At 63.3% G+C, this 21,481-nt stretch carries 18 protein-coding genes; 11 read left to right on the top strand and 7 right to left on the bottom strand.

Going from position 1 to position 21,481, the window contains the following annotated elements; all coding sequences use genetic code 11:
* Positions 1-56: 56 nt before the first annotated feature.
* Positions 57-1,025 (bottom strand): universal stress protein, encoded by a 969-nt coding sequence (locus ACP146_RS12720; protein ID WP_422367129.1) that lies wholly within the window; start codon positions 1,023-1,025, stop codon positions 57-59.
* Positions 1,026-1,248: 223 nt separating this feature from the next.
* Here ACP146_RS12720 and ACP146_RS12715 point away from each other — a divergent pair, with 223 nt between their 5' ends.
* The 3 genes from ACP146_RS12715 to ACP146_RS12705 all read left to right on the top strand — a co-directional run bounded on the left by ACP146_RS12715 (position 1,249) and on the right by ACP146_RS12705 (position 6,041).
* Positions 1,249-1,446 (top strand): helix-turn-helix domain-containing protein, encoded by a 198-nt coding sequence (locus ACP146_RS12715; protein WP_422367128.1) that lies wholly within the window; start codon positions 1,249-1,251, stop codon positions 1,444-1,446.
* Positions 1,447-1,518: 72 nt separating this feature from the next.
* A complete protein-coding gene (locus ACP146_RS12710; RefSeq protein ID WP_422367127.1) occupies positions 1,519-4,323 on the top strand; it encodes a cation-transporting P-type ATPase in 2,805 nt (934 codons plus the stop codon).
* Positions 4,323-6,041, top strand: coding sequence for a cation:proton antiporter (locus tag ACP146_RS12705; RefSeq protein WP_422367126.1), 1,719 nt, complete (start codon positions 4,323-4,325; stop codon positions 6,039-6,041). Before ACP146_RS12710 ends, ACP146_RS12705 begins: the two co-directional genes overlap by 1 nt.
* On the opposite strand, the gene iolB is transcribed toward ACP146_RS12705, so the two are convergent.
* Genes iolB through ACP146_RS12680 form a run of 5 tightly spaced genes read right to left on the bottom strand, consistent with a single transcriptional unit; the run spans position 6,001 to position 11,774 of the window.
* Positions 6,001-6,804, bottom strand: a complete 804-nt coding sequence (iolB, locus tag ACP146_RS12700) for a 5-deoxy-glucuronate isomerase (RefSeq protein WP_422367125.1) — start codon at positions 6,802-6,804, stop codon at positions 6,001-6,003. The two genes, ACP146_RS12705 and iolB, sit on opposite strands and share 41 nt — an antisense overlap.
* A gap of 38 nt (positions 6,805-6,842) precedes the next feature.
* A complete protein-coding gene (locus ACP146_RS12695) occupies positions 6,843-7,046 on the bottom strand; it encodes a hypothetical protein (RefSeq protein ID WP_422367124.1) in 204 nt (67 codons plus the stop codon).
* Positions 7,046-7,933 carry a myo-inosose-2 dehydratase gene (iolE, locus tag ACP146_RS12690; RefSeq protein WP_422367123.1) on the bottom strand — a complete coding sequence of 296 codons (888 nt, stop codon included), beginning with the start codon at positions 7,931-7,933 and terminating at the stop codon, positions 7,046-7,048. The genes ACP146_RS12695 and iolE overlap by 1 nt, the downstream gene beginning before the upstream one ends.
* A gap of 20 nt (positions 7,934-7,953) precedes the next feature.
* Positions 7,954-9,801 (bottom strand): 3D-(3,5/4)-trihydroxycyclohexane-1,2-dione acylhydrolase (decyclizing), encoded by a 1,848-nt coding sequence (gene iolD, locus ACP146_RS12685; protein WP_422367122.1) that lies wholly within the window; start codon positions 9,799-9,801, stop codon positions 7,954-7,956.
* Positions 9,802-9,857: 56 nt separating this feature from the next.
* Entirely contained in the window at positions 9,858-11,774 is a 1,917-nt protein-coding gene (locus tag ACP146_RS12680) for a bifunctional 5-dehydro-2-deoxygluconokinase/5-dehydro-2-deoxyphosphogluconate aldolase (protein WP_422367121.1), read from the bottom strand.
* Positions 11,775-11,925: 151 nt separating this feature from the next.
* Here ACP146_RS12680 and iolG point away from each other — a divergent pair, with 151 nt between their 5' ends.
* Positions 11,926-12,918: an inositol 2-dehydrogenase gene (gene iolG, locus ACP146_RS12675; RefSeq protein ID WP_422367120.1), complete on the top strand. Its 993-nt coding sequence runs from the start codon at positions 11,926-11,928 to the stop codon at positions 12,916-12,918.
* Here the strand turns inward: iolG and ACP146_RS12670 are convergent.
* On the bottom strand, positions 12,915-13,766 hold the full coding sequence (locus ACP146_RS12670; protein WP_422367119.1) for a MurR/RpiR family transcriptional regulator: 852 nt from the start codon (positions 13,764-13,766) through the stop codon (positions 12,915-12,917). The two genes, iolG and ACP146_RS12670, sit on opposite strands and share 4 nt — an antisense overlap.
* A 446-nt stretch (positions 13,767-14,212) precedes the next feature.
* Here ACP146_RS12670 and ACP146_RS12665 point away from each other — a divergent pair, with 446 nt between their 5' ends.
* The 7 genes from ACP146_RS12665 (at position 14,213) to tdh (ending at position 21,477) form a co-directional block, all read left to right on the top strand.
* A complete protein-coding gene (locus tag ACP146_RS12665; RefSeq protein ID WP_422367118.1) occupies positions 14,213-15,145 on the top strand; it encodes a sugar ABC transporter substrate-binding protein in 933 nt (310 codons plus the stop codon).
* A gap of 174 nt (positions 15,146-15,319) precedes the next feature.
* Positions 15,320-16,474 carry an ABC transporter permease gene (locus ACP146_RS12660; RefSeq protein ID WP_422367117.1) on the top strand — a complete coding sequence of 385 codons (1,155 nt, stop codon included), beginning with the start codon at positions 15,320-15,322 and terminating at the stop codon, positions 16,472-16,474.
* Position 16,475: 1 nt separating this feature from the next.
* Positions 16,476-17,279, top strand: coding sequence for an ATP-binding cassette domain-containing protein (locus ACP146_RS12655; protein WP_422367116.1), 804 nt, complete (start codon positions 16,476-16,478; stop codon positions 17,277-17,279).
* A gap of 83 nt (positions 17,280-17,362) precedes the next feature.
* Positions 17,363-18,478 (top strand): Gfo/Idh/MocA family protein, encoded by a 1,116-nt coding sequence (locus ACP146_RS12650; protein WP_422369649.1) that lies wholly within the window; start codon positions 17,363-17,365, stop codon positions 18,476-18,478.
* 27 nt (positions 18,479-18,505) lie between these two features.
* Positions 18,506-19,099 carry a helix-turn-helix domain-containing protein gene (locus ACP146_RS12645; RefSeq protein ID WP_422367115.1) on the top strand — a complete coding sequence of 198 codons (594 nt, stop codon included), beginning with the start codon at positions 18,506-18,508 and terminating at the stop codon, positions 19,097-19,099.
* Positions 19,100-19,226: 127 nt separating this feature from the next.
* Positions 19,227-20,414, top strand: coding sequence for a glycine C-acetyltransferase (locus tag ACP146_RS12640; protein WP_422367114.1), 1,188 nt, complete (start codon positions 19,227-19,229; stop codon positions 20,412-20,414).
* A 28-nt stretch (positions 20,415-20,442) separates the two neighbouring features.
* On the top strand, positions 20,443-21,477 hold the full coding sequence (tdh, locus tag ACP146_RS12635) for an L-threonine 3-dehydrogenase (RefSeq protein WP_422367113.1): 1,035 nt from the start codon (positions 20,443-20,445) through the stop codon (positions 21,475-21,477).
* Positions 21,478-21,481: the final 4 nt, after the last annotated feature.

Genomic DNA, 21,481 nt, shown 5'->3' with positions numbered 1-21,481 from the left:
CCGCGCCCGTGGCGGACTGAGCAGCCCTGCTTCTTCCACGCCAAAGCCGTCCCCGATCATTCGTCCAGCGTCACCGGCGTCAAGAAGCCCGGCGGTTTGATGGCCAGCACCGAACAGTCGATCTGGTAGAGTACGTTTTCGGCGGTGTTTCCGATGACGAAGCCCGGAATGCCGGTGCGGGCCACGGTTCCCATAACGATAACATCGACGCCCAGCTCCTGCGCCAGTCTTGAAATGATCTCGCCGGCCCGGCCTTTGGGCAGATGCGTCTTGGGCTCGACCGCATCGTAGACCTCCGACCCGAGCCAGCTTCTTGCTTTCTCCAAGAGCCGGCTGAGCCAATGACGGTGCTGCTGGCGCACGTCGGTGACGTAGCGCTCCACCGTTTCCTCGTCGGCGCCGGCCCGCGCCCCTCTCATGAGCGTTTCGCCGATGGCATCCCAGGCGTGAACAACATGAAACTCGCTTTGCTCGAAGGAGGCGAGCGATCCGCCCATCTCCAGGATCATGCGGTTGAGAGGCTCGGCAGGATCACTGCCTGCGGAATCGAGATCGCTGAAATCGACACAGGCCATCACCCGCCGGATCGGCGTCGGTCCATCAGCCTTTATCAGCCATACCGGGCAAGGGCACTTGCGCAGCAGATGCATGTCAAGAGAGCCGAAAAGCCAGCTAACCGGGCCGACGTCTTTGTCCGTCGATTTGATGACCAGGTCGTGGCGGTTCCGCAGAACCGCGCGAATGATCTCCAGAAAAGGCGTTCCCTCAATGATTCTGGACTCGACCTCCACCCGATCGGCCACCCAGGCAGTCAGCCGGTCCACCGACGCCTGCAACTGCTCAATGCGGGCTTGCCATAGCAATGGGGACGTCAGCCGGCTCAGATAGGTGGGCACCTTTTCCATCACCAGGATCACCGTCAAGCGAGCCCCGTTCCGCTCCGCCAAGGCAACGGCATGATGAAAAGCTGGCGGGACGATCCCAGAAGAATCGGCCACATAGAGGATGTTCTTGAACCGTTTCATTCAGTGCTTTCCCCGGCTGGAACCAGTTTCCCGATGTTTCTTGTCACCCAAAGGATCGTCGCTGGGCTGGTCGGCTTCGGCCTATTCGATCATCGACGAGCGATGTCGTAACTCTGGGAAGCTTGTGCCCAACAGTGATTAATGGCATTGATTTGGGTCAAAGACGCTTAGATAGCATTCAACGATGCTTAAATGCGTCAGTTTGAACTATAAGGCGCTTAGGATGCTAAGCAGACCGTTCTTCACCACTCACGAGATTGCGGAGCTTCTCAAAGTCAGCGAAGCGACTGTCCGCAACTGGATTCATGAGGGTGAGCTGCGGGCCGTGAGGTTGGGCCGCGATTTCCGGGTGGCCGCCAAGGACCTTGAGGCCTTCGTGAACGCGCGCGCTACGCAGCCCGAGCCGGATCAAAAAGACTGATCGAGCTGACAGTGTCGGGACCGGCTTCGGTAAGCCGGCCCCTGAATCGCGAACTTGAGAAGGCGCGACGTCATGGCAGCTATCGAGCAGCAGAAACTGCCGGCCGCACCGGCGATCCAACAGAGCGGGACACCGTCCTGGCACGCGTTGACCGCCGAGGAAGTCCTGGCGGACCGGGCAGGGCGGGCCAGCGGTCTGACGCCGGAAGAGGCGCAGGCGCGGCTCGCCGAACACGGCCCCAACCGCTTGCCGGCACCCAAGCGTCCGAGCGCGCTGCGCCGCTTCCTCGCCCAGTTCCATAACCTGCTGATCTATGTGCTCCTGGGTGCCGCGGCGCTGACCGCCGCGCTCGGCCATTGGGTCGACACACAGGTCATATTGGCGGTGGCGGTCGTCAACGCGATCATCGGTTTCGTTCAGGAAGGCAAGGCAGCAAAGGCGCTGGAGGCCATCAGGCAGATGCTGTCGCCTTCGGCGACCGTTTTGCGCCAGGGCCAGCGGATGACGGTCCCGGCCGAGGATCTGGTGCCCGGCGATCTGGTGATCCTGGAGCCGGGGGACAAGGTGCCGGCCGACATCCGGCTGACGCGTGTCAAGGGTTTGAGACTGCAGGAGGCGGCCCTGACCGGTGAGTCGGTTCCGGTCGACAAGGCGCTGCAGCCGGTTCCCGAGGAGGCGCCCCTCGGCGACCGCGCTTCCATGGCCTATGCCGGCACCCTGGTGGTCGCCGGTCAGGCTGCGGGTGTCGTTGCCGAGACCGGGCTGCGTACCGAGATCGGCCGCATCAGCGGCATGCTCACCCAGGTCGAAAGGCTGTCCACGCCGCTGCTGCGTCAGATGAACGTTTTCGCCCGTTGGCTGACGGTGGCGGTGGTCGCCATGGCGGGCCTCGTTTTTGCTTTTGGCGTGGCCCTTCGCGATTTCACGTCGGTCGAGATGTTCATGGTCGTCGTCGGGCTCGCCGTGGCGGCCATTCCCGAAGGGCTCCCGGCGATCCTGACCGTCACTCTGGCCATCGGGGTACAGCGCATGGCATCGCGCAACGCCATCGTGCGCCGCCTGCCGGCGATCGAAACCCTCGGTTCGGTTTCCATCATCTGCTCCGACAAGACCGGTACCATGACGCGCAACGAGATGACGGTGTGCCGGATCGCCACGACCATCGACAGCGTCGACGTCGGTGGCGTCGGCTATGAGCCGCGCGGAGGCTTCAGTCTCGACGGTCGCGAGATTCTGCCGGAACACCACCCTCTGCTCTCGGCGGCCATCCGTTGCGCGCTGCTGTGCAACGACTCCAGCTTGACGCAGCGTGACGGCGCCTGGACAGTGCAGGGCGATCCGATGGAGGGTGCGCTGCTGACGGTCGGACTCAAAGCCGGTCTCGACCCGGCCCTGGAACCCCGGTCTTTTCCGCGCAGCGATGTGATTCCTTTCGACGCAGAACATCGTTTCATGGCGACGCTGCACCACGGCGAAGCGGGGCAGGGCTGGATTTACCTGAAGGGTGCGCCGGAACAGGTTATCGAGATCTGCACACGGCAACGCGGGCCGGATGGCGAATCGCCGATTGATCCCGGGTATTGGCACGACCGCATCAGCCAGATGGCTTCCCAGGGGCAGCGGGTTCTGGCCGTCGCCGCCAAAGCGGTTGACACCGATCACCGTGAGCTCAGGTTCGGCGATGTTGAAAAGGACATGACCCTACTGGGCCTGTTTGGACTGATCGACCCGCCAAGGCAGGAGGCTGTCGCGGCGGTCGCCGAATGCCGCTCCGCCGGTATTCAGGTGAAGATGATCACCGGCGACCATGGAGAAACGGCACGCGCCATTGGCGGGCAGCTCGGTCTCGCCAACCACCGCGATGTGTTGACGGGCGCGGATCTGGACTCCCTGGACGACACGGCGCTGATGCGCCGGGCCGCCGAGGTCGACATCTTCGCGCGGACCAGTCCCGCGCACAAACTGCGTCTGGTGCAGGCCTTGCAGGCCGGCGGGCAGGTCGTTGCCATGACGGGGGACGGCGTCAACGATGCGCCGGCCCTCAAGCGCGCCGATGTCGGCGTGGCCATGGGCGGCAACGGTACCGAAGCGGCCAAAGAAGCCGCGGAGATGGTCTTGGCTGACGATAATTTCGCTTCTATCGCCACCGCGGTGCGCGAAGGGCGAACGGTCTATGACAATCTGAAGAAGGCGATTGTCTTCCTGTTGCCGGTGAACGGCGGCGAGTCCTTCGCGATCATCATTGCTATTCTTCTGGGATACACCCTGCCGATCACGCCCCTGCAGATCCTCTGGGTCAACATGGTGAGCTCCGTTGGCCTAGCCATTGCCTTGGCTTTCGAGCCGACGGAGGCCGATGTGATGAAACGCCCGCCGCGGCCGGCCGGGGCGCCGATGCTCTCGGGCTTTCTCGTGTGGCGCATTTTCTTCGTCTCGGCACTCTTCGTGTCCGGGGTCTTCGGGATCTTCCTTTGGACGCGCAGCCATGGCGCCAGCCTGGAGGAGGCGCGCACCTATGCGGTCAATACGCTGGTCGTCATGGAGGTCTTCTACCTGTTCAGCGTGCGCTACCTGAGGGCGCCGTCCTTGACCCTGAAGGGCATCATGGGCACGCGGGCGGTGCTCGTCGCCGTTGCCGTGGTGACGGCCCTGCAGCTCGTTTTCACCTATGCACCTTTCATGGAAGCCTTCTTCGACACGCGCCCGGTCGATTTCATCCATGGAGTCGAGATCATTTGCGTCGGCGTCGCGCTCTTCACGGTTCTGGAGATCGAAAAGCAGTTGCTCATGCGGCTGACCGGCCGGCGTGGCAGTTCCAACGGCGCCGGGCCGGGCGCAACCCTTGGGAGGGCGCCGATGGGCCGGCGCGATACTTGATGCTGGAAATCGTTTCCGTCTCTGTTTTCTACGAGGTCGCCGCGCTTCTCGTCCTGGCGGCGGCGGTGGGTCTGGTCGGTGTACTGCTGAAGCAGCCGCTGATTGTCAGTTTCATCGCCGTCGGCATTCTTGCCGGACCGTCCCTGCTCGACATCGCGCGCTCGGACGAGCAGATCAATCTCCTGGCCGAGTTGGGGATCGCGGTGCTGCTGTTTTTGGTCGGTCTCAAGCTCGACGTAAAGCTGGTACGGACCCTGGGTGTGGTGGCTCTCACGACGGGTCTCGGACAGGTCGCATTCACCTCGATCATCGGTTTCGCGCTTGGCCTGGCGCTTGGGTTGGGCTACGTGACCAGTCTCTACGTCGCCGTCGCCCTGACCTTCTCCAGCACCATCATCATCGTCAAGCTGCTCTCCGACAAGCGGGAGATTGACTCCCTCCATGGGCGCGTGGCGCTCGGCTTCCTGATCGTTCAGGATCTGGTTGTCGTCCTGGCCATGCTCGTGATGTCGGGAATCGGCGCCGGTGCCCAGAGTGATTCGGCGTTTACGGATGTGGCGCTTGTTTTTGCCTATGGTGCGCTCATGCTGTTGGCGGTCGGTCTCTTCATCCGCTTTGCTGCGGAGCGTCTGGTGGAGCGCCTTGCCCAGGCACCCGAACTGATGGTCTGCTTCGCGATCGGCTGGGCCGCCTTGTTCGCCGCCGCCGGGGACTATCTTGGTTTCAGCAAGGAGCTCGGCGGGCTGCTCGCGGGCGTCTCGCTGGCATCGACCCAATTTCGCGAAGCACTGGCGGCGCGGCTGGCGCCGCTGCGGGATTTTCTGCTGCTCTTCTTCTTCATTGCCCTGGGGGCGGGGCTCGATCTCTCTCTGCTGGACGAGCAGATACCGGCGGCACTGGTCTTCTCGCTCTTTGTTCTTATCGGCAACCCGCTGATTGTCCTCATCATCATGGGGGCCATGGGGTACCGCAAGCGCACCGGCTTCCTCGCCGGCCTAACGGTCGCGCAGATCAGTGAGTTTTCCCTGATCTTCGCGGCAGTTGGTGTTTCGCTCGGCCATATCGGGGCGGAAACCCTCGGTCTGGTCACTCTGGTCGGGCTGATCACGATTTCGCTTTCGACCTATATGATCACCTATTCGCATCACCTCTTTGCCTGGCTCGAGCCCTTTCTGGGCATCTTCGAACGCAGCCAAACGCCGCGCGAGTCCGTTGCCGACCTGGGGGAGGCCTCCGGGCGCTACGATGTCATACTCTTTGGTCTCGGCCGTTACGGCGGCGCGATTGCGCAGCGTCTCAGTCACCGCGGCCTTCAGGTGCTTGGCGTCGACTTCAACCCGGCCGTGGTGAAGGACTGGCGCGAACAGGGGCTGGACGTTGCCTACGGCGACGCCACCGACCCCGAGTTCATCGCCAGCCTGCCCCTGAAGGGCGCAAGTTGGGCGGTTTCCGGGGTCCCGGAACACGAAACCGGCGTCACCCATGAGGACGCGCGCCTGGGAATGATCGATGGGCTGCGGGCCGCCGGCTTTGCCGGCCGTGTCGCGGTGACGGTCCAGCGCGGCGCGGACGGCGAGTCTCTGGCAACCCGTGGCGCCGACCTGATCCTGCAGCCCTTCCGCGACGCCGCCGATCAGGCCGCCCAGCTCATTCTCGGTGAAGACCTGCCCTCAGAGCCTACTTCTTTACAATCCAATCATGGGCCGGATCGTTCTTGAAGTGCCATTGGCGGATCGGGCCGGCCATGACGTTCAGGTAGTAGAGGTCGTAGCCGTGCGGGGCATCGACGGGGTGGTAGCCGCGCGGCACCATCACGCAGGTGCCGTCCTCCACCGCCATGGTTTCGTCGAGGCTGCGGTCATCGGTGTAGACGCGCTGAAAGGCGAAGCCCTGGGGCGGGTTGAGGTGGTGGTAGTAGGTTTCCTCCAGGCTCGATTCCGTGGGGATGTTGTCGCTGTCGTGTTTGTGCGGCGGATAGCTCGACCAGTTGCCGTTGGGGGTGATCACCTCGACGACCAGGAGACTGTCGGCAGGCTCGGTCTCCGGCAGAATGTTGTAGATCAGGCGGCGGTTGGTGCCGCTGCCGCGTTCCTCGAAACCGACGTCCTCCGGCGCGATGAGGCGCACCGGATGACCGCCCTTGCCGGGCGCGGAACAGACCGCCAGTTCCAGTTCGGTTTTTGCCGTCACTTTGTAAGTCTCGCCGTTGGGCACATAGACGGAATAGGGAGCCTTGTCCTCGAAGACCGACATGCGCTCGCCCAGATCGGCAAAACTCTGGCCGGCCGTCTCGATATCCGCCTTGCCGGTCACCAGCACCAGGCAGACCTCTTCCGAGCCGGTCTCCCGCTCCAGGCTCTGGCCGGGTTTCAGCTTGAAGACCTTGAAGCCGACATGGCGCCAGCCGGCGGACTCCGGCGAGACGGAAAGGACCTCGCCGTCGGCATCGGGGCTTTGCGGTTTCACCAGTAGATTGGGCATGTCTGGTCTCTCTTGGTCAGGGCTTGTAGTGTGAGGCGTTAGTCTTGGTGGTTGCTGCCATCGCTGGGCGGTTCGTACTTATAAAGGAAGGCCCAGATGGCATAGGCCAGGACGGCAAAGGAAATGATCTGCCAGAACGGCTGGTCGGCGATGCTCTCGACAATCAGCCAGAGGAAGCAGACGGCGACGATCAGCACCCGCCGGTAAAGCGGGGCGAACCAGGGATGCGAGGTGTCGAACATCAGAGCCCGGCCTCCGCGGCGAAGCGGGCGAGGTTGCTGTGACCCATGGCGGCATAGATGCCCGGGTTGGCTTTCTCCGGGTCCTGCTCGGCCTCCACCACCAACCAGCCCTGATACCCGCACTTATGCAGGGTCTCCAGCACGGCGGGGAAGTCGATACAGCCGTCGCCGGGCACGGTGAAAATTCCGGCGATCACAGCGTCGAGGAAGCTCATATTCTGGGCACGGACCTGATCCAGCACCTCGGCGCGCAGATCCTTGCAATGCACATGGGTGATGCGCGATCCGTAGCGGCGGGCAAGGGCGACCGGATCGGCCCCGGCCAAGATTGCATGGCCGGTGTCGAGCAGCAGTCCCACCGACTCACCGGCCGCGGCCATAAAGGCTTCGATCTCGGCGCCGGTCTCCACCACCGTGCCGGCATGGTGGTGATAGGCCAGTTGCAGCCCCTCGGCGCGGACGTGGTCGGCCACGGCGGTGACCCGTTTGGCGAAGGCCTCCATTTCCGCGGCCTCAATTGCCGGACTCTGTGAAAGCGGTATCTCCTGGCGGCCATGGATGGCGTTGCTGGTTTCGGCGAAAATCAGTTGGTCGCAACCCATCGCCTTCAGCAGGGCAAGATGCGGGCCGAGCGCTTGGATCTCCGCCGCAACGTCGCGGGTCAGCAGGTGGCTGGAGTACCAGCCCGAGACCAGCGAGAGGTCGTGGTTTTCCAGCAGAGGCTCCAAAGTGGCGGCGTCGCGGGGGAACTTGTTGCCCATCTCGATGCCGACGAAACCGGCGGCGCTGGCTTCGCGCAAGCAGGTTTCCAGAGGCGTTTCGCCGCCCAGGCTCTCAAGGTCGTCGTTCGACCAGGCGATGGGATTGGTGCCGAGTTTTACGGACATCGCGGTTGCTCTTGAGCTCGTTAATCGGCCAGCCGCTGGGCGGCCTTGGCGGACACATAGGCGTCATGCGCGTCGCGAACCGTGCTGCTTTCGGAAACCTCCGGCACCGCCACATCCCACCAGGTGCCGCCGGCTTCGGTGGAGATCAAGGGATCGGTGTCGATCACGATGACCCGCGGCCCTGCGGCGTGAAATGGCTCCGCAATGGCAGCTTCCAGAGCCGAAAGGCTATCGACTTTCACTGCTTTGGCCCCCAGGCTTTCGGCGTGCGCACGGAAGTCGATGTCCGGCAAGGTCTCATGCCGGGCGTGTTGCAGCAGGTTGTTGAAAGACTCGCCGCCGGTACCGCGCTGCAGGCGGTTGATGCAGCCGAAGCCGCGGTTGTCGAGCACCACGATCGTCAGCCAGATACCCAGCATGGCCGCGGTGGCGATCTCCGAGTTCATCATCAGATAGCTGCCGTCGCCCAGCATGACGATCACATCGCGCTCCGGCTGCGCCAGTTTCACGCCGATGCCGCCGGCGATTTCATAACCCATGCAGGAATAGCCGTACTCCATGTGGTAGCCGCCGGTCCCGCCGCTGCGCCAGAGTTTGTGCAATTCGCCGGGCAGGCCGCCGGCGGCGCCGACGACGATGGCTCCTGCGTCCGCCGCGCGGTTCACCGCACCGATCGCCTGGGCGTCGCTCGGCAGACCGCTGCCCTCTGGCGCGCGCACGGCTTCCGCCGCCTGGTTCCAGCCGCCGATGCGCGCCCGGGCGCTGTCCTGCCAGGCTGTCGGGCTGCTGTATTGCGAGAGCTGGGCGGAAAGGCTGTCGAGGCCTTCGCGGGCATCCGCCACCAGTGGCTCGGCCTGATGTTTGCCGGCATCGAAAGCCGCGGTGTTCAACTGGATGATCCGGCGGCTCGGGTTCTTGAACAACGCGCGAGAACCGGTGGTGAAGTCTTGTAGCCGGGTGCCGACGGCAAGAACAACGTCGGCCTCTTCGGCCGCCTCATTGGCCGCGGACGTGCCGGTCACGCCGAGAGAGCCGAGGTTCAGCGGGTGATCCCAGGCAAGGGCGCTCTTGCCGGCCTGGGTTTCGGCGACGGGAACCTGATGCTTATGGACGAAGGACTCCAGGCTGTCGACGGCGCGGCTGTAGTGGACTCCGCCGCCGGCAATGATCATCGGTTTTTTTGCAGCGGCGAGAAGAGTGGCGGCCCGGGTCAGTTCCTGCTGGTCCGGTCTCGGCCGGCGGATGTGCCGGACTTTCTGGGCGAAGAAGCTCCCAGGGTAATCGTAGGCCTCGGCCTGAACGTCCTGGCAGAGCGCCAGGGTCACCGGGCCGCAGTCTGCCGGGTCGGTCAGCACGGCCATGGCGCGGGGCAGGGCGGTCAGGATCTGCTCCGGACGGGTGATGCGGTCCCAGAATCGCGACACCGGGCGGAAACAGTCGTTGGCACTGACGGTGGCGTCCTGGAAGTCTTCGATCTGCTGCAGCACCGGGTCCGGGCGGCGGTTGGCGAAAACATCGCCGGGGAGTAGCAGCAGCGGCAGGCGGTTCACATGGGCGACAGCCGCCGCGGTGACCATGTTGGTGGCGCCGGGGCCGATGGAGGTGGTGCAGGCCATCGCCCGCTGGCGGTTGCTGGCCTTGGCATAGGCGATGGCGGCGTGGGCCATGGCCTGTTCGTTGTGACCGCGGTATGTCGGCAGGCTGTCGCGCAGGCCGTAGAGGGCTTCGCCGAGACCCGCGACATTGCCGTGGCCGAAGATCGCCCAGACGCCGCCGAAGAACGGCAAAGCCTCGCCATCGATATCGATCTTCTGTGCCGCCAGATAGCGCACCAGCGCCTGGGCCATGGTCAAGCGGAGGGTGGACATGGTTTTGCTCTCGATCCGACGTAACGCGTCACGGTTTTTGTTTCAGCCAACTGTTCCTAGGCGGCTTTCACTGCCGCCGCCTGCTCCCAGCCAGAGATCAGCTCGGTGAAACGCCGCGCCATCTGATCGGTGGCTTCGGCATCGTCGATCTCGCCCTTCAGCCAGGCGCGGGCCGGTTCGGCGAAGATGCTGCGGCCGACGGCAAAGCCCTTTACCAGGGCATGGCGGGCGGCGAGAACGAAGGCGGCGTTCAGGTCCTCCAGCGGGCGTTCCAGGCCGAGCAGAAGAATACCCCGGCAATGCGGATCACGCGCCTCTATCGTGTCGCAGACGGCCCGCCAGGCGGCATCTTCGGTCAGTGGCTCCAGCTTCCACCAATCCGGTGCAACGCCCAGATCATAGAAGCGGGTGATGGCTCTCGCCAGTGTACCCTCGTCGATCGGCCCATGACGGCTGGCGATGATCTCAAGAAGCAATTCGTGGCCGGTCCTGCGGCAGGCGTCGAACAGGCGCACCACTTCCTTCTCCTGCGCCAGCCTCAGATCCTCCGGATCGTCGGGATGGTAGAAGACCAGGCACTTTACGCAGTTGGTCAGGGGCCACTCGGCCAGGGCGCCGCCGAGGTCGGGGCCTTCCTCGAAGGTGAGGGGGCGGGAGCCGGGAAGCTCGATCGGCCGGCCGACCCAGAGGTCGCCGTCGGCGGCTGCATGCAGGGCATCGCGGCCCAACCTGTCGTCGATGAGAACCCCAAAACCCTCCCGGCCTGCCGCGACCTTGCGCGCCGCATCCAGGGCCAGTGTTTTGAAGGCGCCCACTCTTGCGATATCCGTGCCGCAGTCCTTCGCCAGTTCCTCGAACTGGCTGCGGTGATCAAAGGCGAAGATGCACAACTTGTTATAGTGCCGCCGCCGGGTTGTCGACCAATGGATGCGGTTGAGGTCCGGGTCCTCGCGCAGTGCATGGTGATCGCTGCCGTTTGCCAGGTAACATGTCAACTCGGTCCAGGAGGGGACCGCTGGGGCGCAGCCGTGGCGCGAGACCGCAAAGGCGCCACAGGCGTTGGCATACTTGCAGCAGGTCTCCAAGGGCTCGTCGCGCAGCCAGCCGCGCAGGAAACCGCTCATGAAGGCATCGCCGGCACCCAGCACGTTATAGACTTCGACCGGGAAGCCCGGGCCTTTGATACCGTCTTCCAGGGAGTCCGGGATAACGCCGGGAAAGACCACACAGCCCATGGGACCGCGCTTGCAGACGATGGTGGCTTCGCTCAACTCGCGCACCTTGCGGATCGCGGCCAGGGTGTCGGTGGTGCCGCCGGCGATGTGCAGTTCCTCTTCGGTGCCGACGATTAGGTCGCAGAGCGGCAGAATGGTCTGCAGGTGTTTGGAGACATCGGCATTTTCGACAAAGCGCTCTTCACCCAGGCCGTGTCCCGTGAGGCCCCAAAGCACTGGGCGATAGTCGACATCGAAAACCACCTTGCGGCCGGCTTCCCGTGCCAGGCGCGCTGCCTTGCGCGAGGCCGCTTCGACACCGGGCGTCGTGAAGTGGGTGCCGGTTACCACCACAGCCTTGGCCGAGGCGATGTAGTGCGGGTCGATGTCTTCCTCGCAGATCGCCATGTCGGCGCAGTTCTCACGATAAAAGATCAGCGGGAAGGTGTCCTGATCGCGGATGCCGAGGATGACCAGTGCGGTGAGGCGATCCGGGTCGGTCTTAAGGCGGCTGGTGTCGACACCCTCGTCGACGAGTATCTCGCGGACGAAGCGCCCCATATGCTCGTCGCCGACGCGGCTGAGAAAACCTGCTTTCAGGCCGAGACGGGCAGAGCCGACCGCGATGTTGGCTGGACAACCGCCGATGTATTTGGCGAAGCTGCCCATGTCTTCCAGCCGTCCGCCGACCTGTTCACCGTAGAGATCCACCGAGCAGCGTCCGATGGTAATGAGGTCAAGCGCAGCAGCATTGCCCATGGTTCGGCTGTCTCCCGTTTCAGCTGACCTGTGGTCGGTTTTTTATTGAGAGCCGCGCTTTACGAGCGCTTGGAAGAATGAAACATAACATCTATTAATGGGTCAATATGGAATTCCAATTCCATTTGATGGTTACGAGGGAGCTCTTCGCATGCTGCGGATCGGGTTACTGGGCGCAGGCCGGATAGGCCAGATTCACGGGCGTAACATCGCTGCGCATCGGGATGCGGAATTGGTGGCGGTTGCCGACGCGCTGCCCGAGGCGGCGGAGGCCTTGGCGGCGGAAACCGGCAGCCGGGTGGCGCGCATCGATGCGATCCTCGCGGACGCGGGGATCGATGCGATTGTGGTGGCGACGCCGACGGATACCCATGCTGATCTGATCGAGAAGGCGGTGCGACAGGGCAAGGCGGTTTTCTGTGAAAAGCCTGTGGATCTTGACGCGGCAAGGATCAAAGCCTGCCTCGACGTCGTATCGACTGCCGGGCAGCCCCTGATGATCGGCTTTAATCGCCGCTTTGACCCCAGTTTCGCTGACCTTAAAAGACGCCTGGATCAGGGCGAGGTCGGGTCGCCGGAACTGCTGACCATCCTGTCGCGGGATCCGGCACCGCCGCCTGTCTCCTATATCGAACGCTCAGGTGGTCTGTTTCGCGACATGATGATCCACGACTTCGATATGGCCCGCTTTCTTTTGGGAGAGGAACCCGTTGAAGTCTTCGCTCTCGGCGCTTCCCTGGTTGATCCTGCCATCGGTGCGGCCGGTGACGTCGACACTGCGGCCGTCATGCTGAAAACCGGGTCGGGGCGGATCGTTCAGATCTCCAACTCCCGCCGCGCGGCCTATGGCTACGACCAGCGGGTGGAGGTGCATGGGGAGAAGGGCATGCTGCGGGCCGGCAATCGCCGCGCGACGACGGTGGAGGCGGCAACCGCGGCTGGCTATTCCCGTGATCCCGCTCTCGACTTTTTTCTGGAGCGCTACGCCGAAGCTTACCGGGCAGAGCTTGCCGTCTTTATCGAAGGCGTCGCGCTGGGACGGTCTCTGACACCCTCGGGAGAGGATGGATTAAGGGCGCAGGTCCTCGCCGATGCGGCTACGCAATCATGGGAATCCGGGCAGCCGGTGCAAATACGCGACTAGCTGCCGCGCCGCTTCTCGGCAATGGAAACCGAAAGCGCCATGGCCAGGCAGAAACTGGCGGAGAGCGAACGAAAGGCGGCAAAGTCCGCTTCCACGACCTCGAACCAGACGTTGGCCAGTTCCGTCAGCGGGCTGAATGGACTGTCCGTGATTGCCACCAGCGGCGCCCCCCCGGCAACACAGAGTTTGGTCAGCTCGATGGTCGCTGGCGTGTAAGGCGTGAAGCTGATGGAGATGACGGCGTCCTTGGAGCCTGCAAAGGCTGCTTGCTCCTGGCCCAGGGTGCCGACGTTGTCGACCAGGATGCACCGCACCCCAAGCTTGCCCAGGGCATAGGCCATGTAGGAGGCGATCGGGAAGGCCCGGCGCTGTCCCAGAAGATAAACGGTATCGGCGGCCGCAAGCAGCTTGGCGGCCTTTTCCAGTTGCGTGGCGTCAATGCTGTCGCGCAGTCGCATGAGAGATGTCACCCCGGCCTCGGCGAAACCGTCCAGCAGTCCCGGCACACCGCCGCGTTCCCGGCTCTGATGTTCCAGGGTCTGAAGGCGTTCCTCGTAGTCCGGCCAACGGTCGCGCAGGCGCGAGCGGAAAATCTCCTGAAGATCGGAGAAGCCCTGATAACCGATGGTCTGGGCAAAACGGACGAGGGTGGAGGGTTGCACATCGGCTTGCTCGGCAATACTGGCGGCGGTGCCGAACGCCATCTCGTCGGGATGAGCCACCGCGAAGCGGGCGACCTGCGAAAGCCGTTTCGGCAAGGTCTGGTGCCGGTCGATCAGCAGGTTGCGCAGCCCCGCGAAGTCCCGCGGCGGGGTGCCCAATTCGTCTATCGGCTCTGCTTTGGCCATACCAACCTCTTTGCGAAAACGGCTCCTGCCGGGCGAACTTGCCGAGCGCAGTTGAGCGCATGGTGGCGCCGCAGTCTTACGGCATCGGATCTGAAGGTTCCATCCAAGAGAACCAAAAGGAGAATGAAAATTCTAGAAAAATCGCTTCGGTCGGTTTATTCTGTCCACAAGACATCTGAGACAATCAGAGCGGAACCGGGCCGGAAGCCCGGTTTCCGGCCCCGGGAAGGCGAGATGCGCCGATGGATGATGGCGGCAAGCCACAGGCATCACAGCAAGCAATCCGGCAGCATGCCGGCGGAGATCGACCGATTCCCGGATCGCACTCGGTGTCTCCCGAGGGTGTTTTTCTACCGCCGGAAGTTGATTTTGGCGGTATGGTTTTCAGACCCCACACCTCAGCAGTCCAATCGCACAACGAAAAACCTAAAAAAGGGGAGGATTGAATGAAGACTCTACATCGCCTGGCGGCAGCGGCCGCCTTTTTGGGGGCTGCTTCGGCGGCCCAGGCGCAGGACGTGAACATCATCGTCGTCAGCCATGGCCAGGCCAACGATCCCTTCTGGTCGGTGGTCAAGAACGGCGTCGATGCCGCGGCCAAGGACATGGCCGTCACGGTCGACTACCGCGCACCGGAAACCTTCGACATGGTGGTTATGTCACAGTTGATCGATGCCGCCGTGAATCAGGAGCCGGACGGCCTTATCGTCTCCATTCCCGATGCCGACGCCCTTGGGCCGTCGATCGAGAAAGCGGTTGCCGCGGGCATTCCGGTGGTGTCGATGAATTCCGGTTCCGACGTGTCCAAGAAGCTCGGCGCGCTACTCCACGTCGGCCAGGAAGAATACGACGCCGGCAAGGCAGCGGGTGAGAAGATGGCGTCTCTCGGTGGCTCTTCGGCCATCTGCATCAACCAGGAAGTCGGCAATGTGGCGCTGGACCAGCGCTGCCAGGGCTTCTCCGACGGCTTCGGCGGCAAGGTCGTCGTCCTGCCCGTGTCGCAAGACCCCGCCGAGGTCAAGGCGAAGGTAAAGGCCGCGTTGGACTCAGATGATTCGGTTGATACCGTGATGGCCTTGGGCGCCGGCACGGCTGGCGAGCCGGCTCTGGCCGCAGCCGCGGAAGTCGGTAAGAGCGATTCCGTGAACATCGGCACTTTCGATCTGTCTTCCGATTTCTTGAAGGCAATCGCCGACGGTAAAGCGGCCTTCGCCATTGATCAGCAGCAGTACCTGCAGGGCTATCTGCCGGTGGTGTTTCTGGCCAATCACGCGAAGTTCGGCCTTATTCCGGGCGGTAATGTGCCTTCTGGTCCGAACCTGATTACCCAGGACAAGGCGGCTCAGGTTGTCGACCTTTCCGCCAAGGGTATCCGCTGACCCTGTAACGCCGCATTCGGTCGGCTTCGCCTCATGGCGAGGCCGGCCGGTGCGCAAAGCCGAAACCCAGCTTTAGGCTGAAAACAGTAAGCTGTTTGCCGTTTATGCGGCCAAGATCAAGACCGGCATCCATCCGGCTGACGCCCGCAAGCAGCCCCTTTGGGAGGAACGACAATGGTTGATAAGACGGCGCCGGCCGGCGACGAAAGCGCGACTGAACCCCCAGATGCAAACACCGGCGCAGCGGCAGACGAACGGCTTCGGGAAGTCTCCGCGATGACGCGCCTGATGCGGCGCCCTGAACTGGGGGCGATCGCCGGTCTGGTACTGGTCACGGTTTTCTTCCTCCTCACCGCCAATGCCAACATGTTCACCCTGGCGGGCATCATGAACTTCATGGCGCCGGCGGCCCAGCTCGGCATCCTCGCCATCGGCGCGGCCTTATTGATGGTCGGAGGAGAGTTCGACCTCTCTGTCGGCTCAATGGTTGCCTTCGCCGGTCTGATTTTCGGTACCTGCCTCGTGGTGCTGGGCATTCCTTTGCCCGGCGCCATCGTCATTACCTTTATCGTCGCCGCGGCCATGGGTGCGTTGAACGGGCAGATCGTTCTGCGCACCGGACTTCCTTCCTTTATCGTCACGCTGGCCTTCCTCTTTATCCTGCGTGGCCTGACGCTCGTGGGTCTCAAGTGGGCGACCGGGGGCTCGACCCAACTGCGCGGCGTGAAGGAGGCCGTCGGCGATTCCTGGCTCGCCGGCCTCTTTTCCGGCGATGCGCTGGAAGGCCCCTTTGCCTGGTTCGCTTCCATGGGCTGGGTCGACACCTTTAAGAACGGCCTGCCGAAAGTTCAGGGCGTGCCGGTGGAGGTCATCTGGTTTCTGATTTTTGCCGCGGTCGCCACCTGGGTTCTGGTGCGGACCCGCTTCGGCAACTGGATTTTCGCCGCAGGCGGCGATTCCAATGCCGCACGAAACTCCGGTGTCGCGGTGAACCGGGTGAAGACTATCCTCTTCATGCTCACAGCCTGCTCGGCGGCGCTGGTTGCGATTCTGACCGTGCTCGATGCCGGTTCGACCGATGCGCGGCGCGGCTTTCAAAAAGAGTTTGAGGCAATTATCGCCGCCGTCATCGGCGGCTGTCTGCTGACCGGCGGTTATGGTTCCGCAATCGGCGCGGCTATTGGCGCGGTCATCTTCGGTATGGTCCTGATCGGCCTGACCTATACCACCATCGATCAGGATTGGTACCTGGTGTTCCTCGGCGGCATGTTGTTGACGGCGGTGCTGTTCAACAACTTCATCCGCAAACGTGCGACGGGGGAGCGGTGACATGGCTGAAAATGGATCTGCAAACAATTCCGACGCGCTGATCGACGTTCGCAACGTGGTCAAGCACTTCGGCTCCGTTATTGCCCTGGCCGGCGTTTCGATGGCGGTCAACCGCGGCCAGGTGCTCTGCCTCCTGGGGGACAACGGGGCAGGCAAGTCGACGCTGATCAAGACCCTGGCCGGCGTCCACAAACCGACCGACGGCGAATTTCGTGTCGAAGGTAAGGCAGTGGACTTCGACTCGCCGCGCGACGCCCTGGATGCCGGCATCGCCACAGTCTACCAGGACCTGGCGATGATCCCGCTGATGTCGGTCACGCGGAACTTCTTCATGGGCCGGGAGCCTGTAAAGAAGCTGGGGCCCATCGGCTTCATCAATTTCGACGAGGCGGATCGTGTGACGCGCGAGGAGATGCAGAAGATCGGCATCGACGTGCGCGATCCGCAACAGGCGGTGGGAACGCTGTCGGGCGGCGAACGCCAGTGTGTCGCCATTGCCCGGGCGGTCTATTTCGGCGCCAAAGTGCTTATTCTCGACGAGCCGACCTCGGCCCTCGGCGTCGCTCAGACGTCGATGGTGCTGAAGTATGTCGATCAGGTCCGCAACAAAGGGCTTGGTGTAATTTTCATTACGCACAACGTGCGTCATGCTATGGCTGTCGGTGACCGCTTTACCGTGCTGAATCGGGGTAAGACGCTCGGCAACTTCTCCAAGGAGGAGATCACCATGGATGAGCTGCAGAATCTGATGGCGGGGGGCAAGGAACTGCAGCAGCTTTCCGCATCGCTGGGCGGCACCGTCTGACGCCCCGGTGACCTTTACAACAGCAGCCGTTGGTTGACTGCCCGGCAAGACTGGGCCGATGAAGGACGAAGTATTTGGACTCTGTGGGGGTAGGCCTGATTGGCACGGGCTATATGGGCAAGTGCCATGCCATTGCCTATGCCGCCGTGGCGACTGTTTTCGGGTTTTCGCCGCGGCCGCGGCTTGAGCTGCTCTGCGATATCGGCGCCGAACAGGCTGCTGCCAAGGCGGCGGAGTTCGGCTTTGCACGTTGGACCGATGACTGGCGCCGGCTGATCAGCGATCCGGCGGTGGATGTTGTTTCCATCACAACGCCCAATGCCCTGCATCCGGCTATGGCCATCGCCGCCGCCCGCAGCGGCAAACACGTCTACTGTGAGAAGCCGCTGGCGCTGACTCTGGAAGAAGCGGAGGACATGGCGGCGGTAGTGAAGGAGTCCGGCGTCAAGTCGCTGGTCGGCTACAACTACACCAAGAACCCGGCGGTTTCCCATGCCAAGCGGCTGGTCGAGCAAGGCGCGATCGGACGCCTGCTGCACTTCCGCGGCTGCTTTGACGAAGATTATCTGGCCGATCCGGCCGTGCCTTTTAGCTGGCGCATGCAAAAGGCGAAGGCCGGCTCCGGCGCCCTGGGAGACATGGCCAGTCATCTGATCAACATGGCCCAGCACCTTTGCGGGCCGATTTCCGCGGTTGCCGCGGATCTCACGATCATGCACGACCAGCGGCCGCTGGAAGGCACGATGGGGTCCACCGGAAGGGTCGAGAACGACGATACCGTCTCCGCCCTGGTGCGGTTCCACGCCGGCTTCTCCGGCAGTCTGGCGTCCAGCCGTATCGCCTGGGGGCGGAAGTCCCGTTTCGCCTGGGAACTGCACGGCAGCGCCGGAATGATTGCCTTCGATCAGGAGCGTATGAACGAGTTGCAGCTCTACCAGGCCGAAGGCCCCAAAGCCGAGCAAGGTTTCAAGACCATCCTCAGCGGCCCGGCGCATCCGCCCTATGGCAACTTCATCCCGGCGCCGGGGCACAGTCTCGGCTTCAACGACATCAAGACCATTGAAGTGGCCCATCTGCTGCGCGGCCTGGCGGGTGCCGAGCGGCTTCATCCGAACTTCACCGACGCCCTGGACACGGAACGGGTGATGCACGCCATCCTGCGTTCCAACGAAGAGAAGCAATGGGTCTCTCTGGATTAGAGGAAATTTCTCCGCTATAGTGGAGGAATGTCGAGACAGGGCGCCATAGATGCGGAAGGCATCGTCTCCAAGGTCGCGGAAACGCTTCGCGCGGTGCGTAAGGAGCAGCAACTGACGCTGGATGATCTGGCGCAGCGCTCCGGCGTTTCCCGTTCGATGCTTTCGCAGATCGAACGGGGCGAGAGCAACCCGACCCTGGCCACGCTGTGGAATCTCACCCAGGCTCTTGGCGTCGATTTCGCCGGCCTGCTCGGCACCGAGAGGGCGGCCGCGGAAACCAGCGGTCATGTCGAGCGCCTGGCGGCCGACCGCACCCCCACAATCGAAAGTCGCGGGGAGCGTTGCCGCCTTAGAATCCTCAGTCCGCCGGCCATGGCGGGCACGGTGGAATGGTACGAACTGCAGTTGGAGGCGGGCGGCGCCCTGCTGAGCGACGCCCATGCGCCGGGCAGTATGGAGCATCTTACCATTCTGGAAGGCCGCATCGCTGTGCAGTCCGGTCTGCGCGAAGACGAGGGTGAGGGGGGCGACACCCTGCGCTACCGAGCCGATGTCGGTCATCGCATTTCCGCTCTCGACGGAAAGCCAGCGAAAGCGCTGTTGGTCGTCCTCGCAAGTTGACCGGGGCAAGTTGACCAGGGCAAGTTGACGGGAGCAGGTTGATCGCAGCCGCTCGGGGAATCAGATTGATAATTCCGCAATAGCGGAATATGCTCCGCTATCGCATACTGACGGTGAGGCCGGGGTTATGGTTCTGGACGACATTCGCGCGGAGCTTGAAAGCATCCGCGCGGCCCATCTTTACAAGCTGGAGCGACCGATTGCATCGCCCCAAGGGGCGGCGATCCAGGTGGCCGACGACGGGTCGGCCCGCACTGTGCTCAATCTCTGCGCCAACAACTACCTGGGGCTGGCGGATCATCCGGCTCTGATCGAGGCGGCGAAAGAGGCTCTCGACCACTACGGTCTGGGCATGGCCTCGGTGCGTTTCATCTGCGGCACCCAGGATCAGCACCGTCTTCTGGAGCGGGAGATTGCTGACTTCCTGGGTCATGAGGATGCGATCCTCTACGCTGCCTGCTTCGATGCCAACGGTGGTGTCTTCGAGCCTCTGCTGGGCGAAGAAGATGCGGTGATCTCTGATGCCCTCAATCACGCGTCGATCATCGACGGTATCCGGCTCTGCAAGGCGCGCCGTTACCGCTATGCAAACGGCGATATGACGGCGCTGGAGGAACAACTCCGAGACGCGCGGGCGGCTGGGGCGCGAAGGATCCTGATTGCGACCGATGGGGTTTTCTCCATGGACGGCTACCTGGCCGACCTGCCGGCCATTCGCAGTCTTGCGGGCCGTTATGAGGCCCTGGTTCTGGTCGATGACTGCCATTCGACCGGCGTTCTGGGGCCGCAGGGCCGGGGCACGCCGGCCCATCACGGCGTCGAAGTCGATATCCTGACCGGGACCCTGGGCAAGGCGCTCGGCGGCTCGGCCGGGGGGTATGTTGCCGCGGCTCAGCCGATCGTCGATCTGCTGCGGCAACGCTCGCGGCCCTATCTGTTCTCCAACTCTCTGCCGCCGCCGATTGTGGGCGCCGCCCGCAAGGCGATCGAACTGGTGCGTCAGGGTGATGATCTGCGGGCCCGCCTGCGCGACAATGCCGTGCGGTTTCGTGCCGGCCTGACCGCTGCCGGATTTCGCCTCTTGGAAGGGGAGCATCCGATCATCCCCGTGATGCTGGGCGATGCCGGTGTTGCCCAGGAAATGGCGGCGCGGCTCTACAGGCAGGGGATCTACGTTACCGGTTTCTTCTTTCCCGTGGTGCCCAAAGGGCAGGCGCGGATCCGCACCCAGATGTCGGCCGCACTCACGCCGGAACAGATCGATCAGGCCATCGACGCTTTCACGGCGGTGGGCCGGGAACTGGAGGTCATCTGATGCCTGCTGATCCGGGAAGGACCAAGTCGTGAAGGCTTTGATCAAGGAAAAGGCGGAGCCGGGGATCTGGCTGGGCGAGCAGCCGGAACCCGAGGTCGGGCCTGACGATGTGCTGATCAAGATCCGCAAGACGGCGATCTGCGGCACCGATGTCCACATCTACAATTGGGATGCCTGGGCGGCCAAGACCGTGCCGGTGCCGCTGACCATCGGCCACGAATACTGCGGGGAGATCGCCGAAATCGGCAGCCACGTCCGTCACCTGGCGCTTGGTCAGCGGGTTACCGGCGAAGGACACATCATCGGCGGCAAGAGCCGGATGGCACGGGCGGGACGCTATCACCTGGACCCGGACACCCGCGGCGTCGGGGTGAACCTGCCGGGGGCCTTTGCGGAATATCTGGTCATCCCGGCCTTCAACGTGGTGCCGCTGCCCGACGACATCTCCGATGAGATCGGCGCGATCCTGGACCCGCTGGGCAATGCAGTGCACACGGCGCTGGCTTTTGATCTCGTCGGCGAGGATGTCCTGATTACCGGCGCGGGGCCAATCGGCATCATGGCAGCGGCGGTTGCCCGCCACGTCGGTGCCCGCCACGTGGTGCTGACCGATGTGAACGAATACCGCCTTTCTCTGGCGGCCCAGTTGAGTGATGTCCGCACGGTGAATGTTGCCAAGGAAGATCTCAAAGACGTCAGAGCCGAGTTGAAGATGAGCGAGGGCTTCGATGTCGGCTTCGAGATGTCGGGCGTGCCCGCGGCGTTCGACCAGATGGTCGACTCTATGATCATGGGCGGGCGGATCGCCATGCTGGGCATCCCCGCCGAGGTGCGGCCATTTGACTGGAGCCCGATCATCTTCAAGGCCCTCACCATCAAGGCCATCTATGGGCGGGAGATGTTCGAGACCTGGTACAAGATGATCGCGATGCTGGAGTCCGGTTTGAAGATCGAACCGATCATCACCCATCGTTTCGGCTTGAATGACTTCCAGCAGGCCTTTGACGTCATGCGCTCCGGCGAGAGCGGCAAGGTGGTGCTCGACTGGACCGCCTGCGGCTGAGGGG

It is taken from the genome of Pelagibius sp., assembly GCF_965249265.1.
Classification (GTDB): Bacteria; Pseudomonadota; Alphaproteobacteria; order Kiloniellales; family Kiloniellaceae; genus Pelagibius.
The sequence above is the reverse complement of the archived record's forward strand: the minus strand, read 5'-3'. Positions and strand labels throughout refer to the sequence as shown.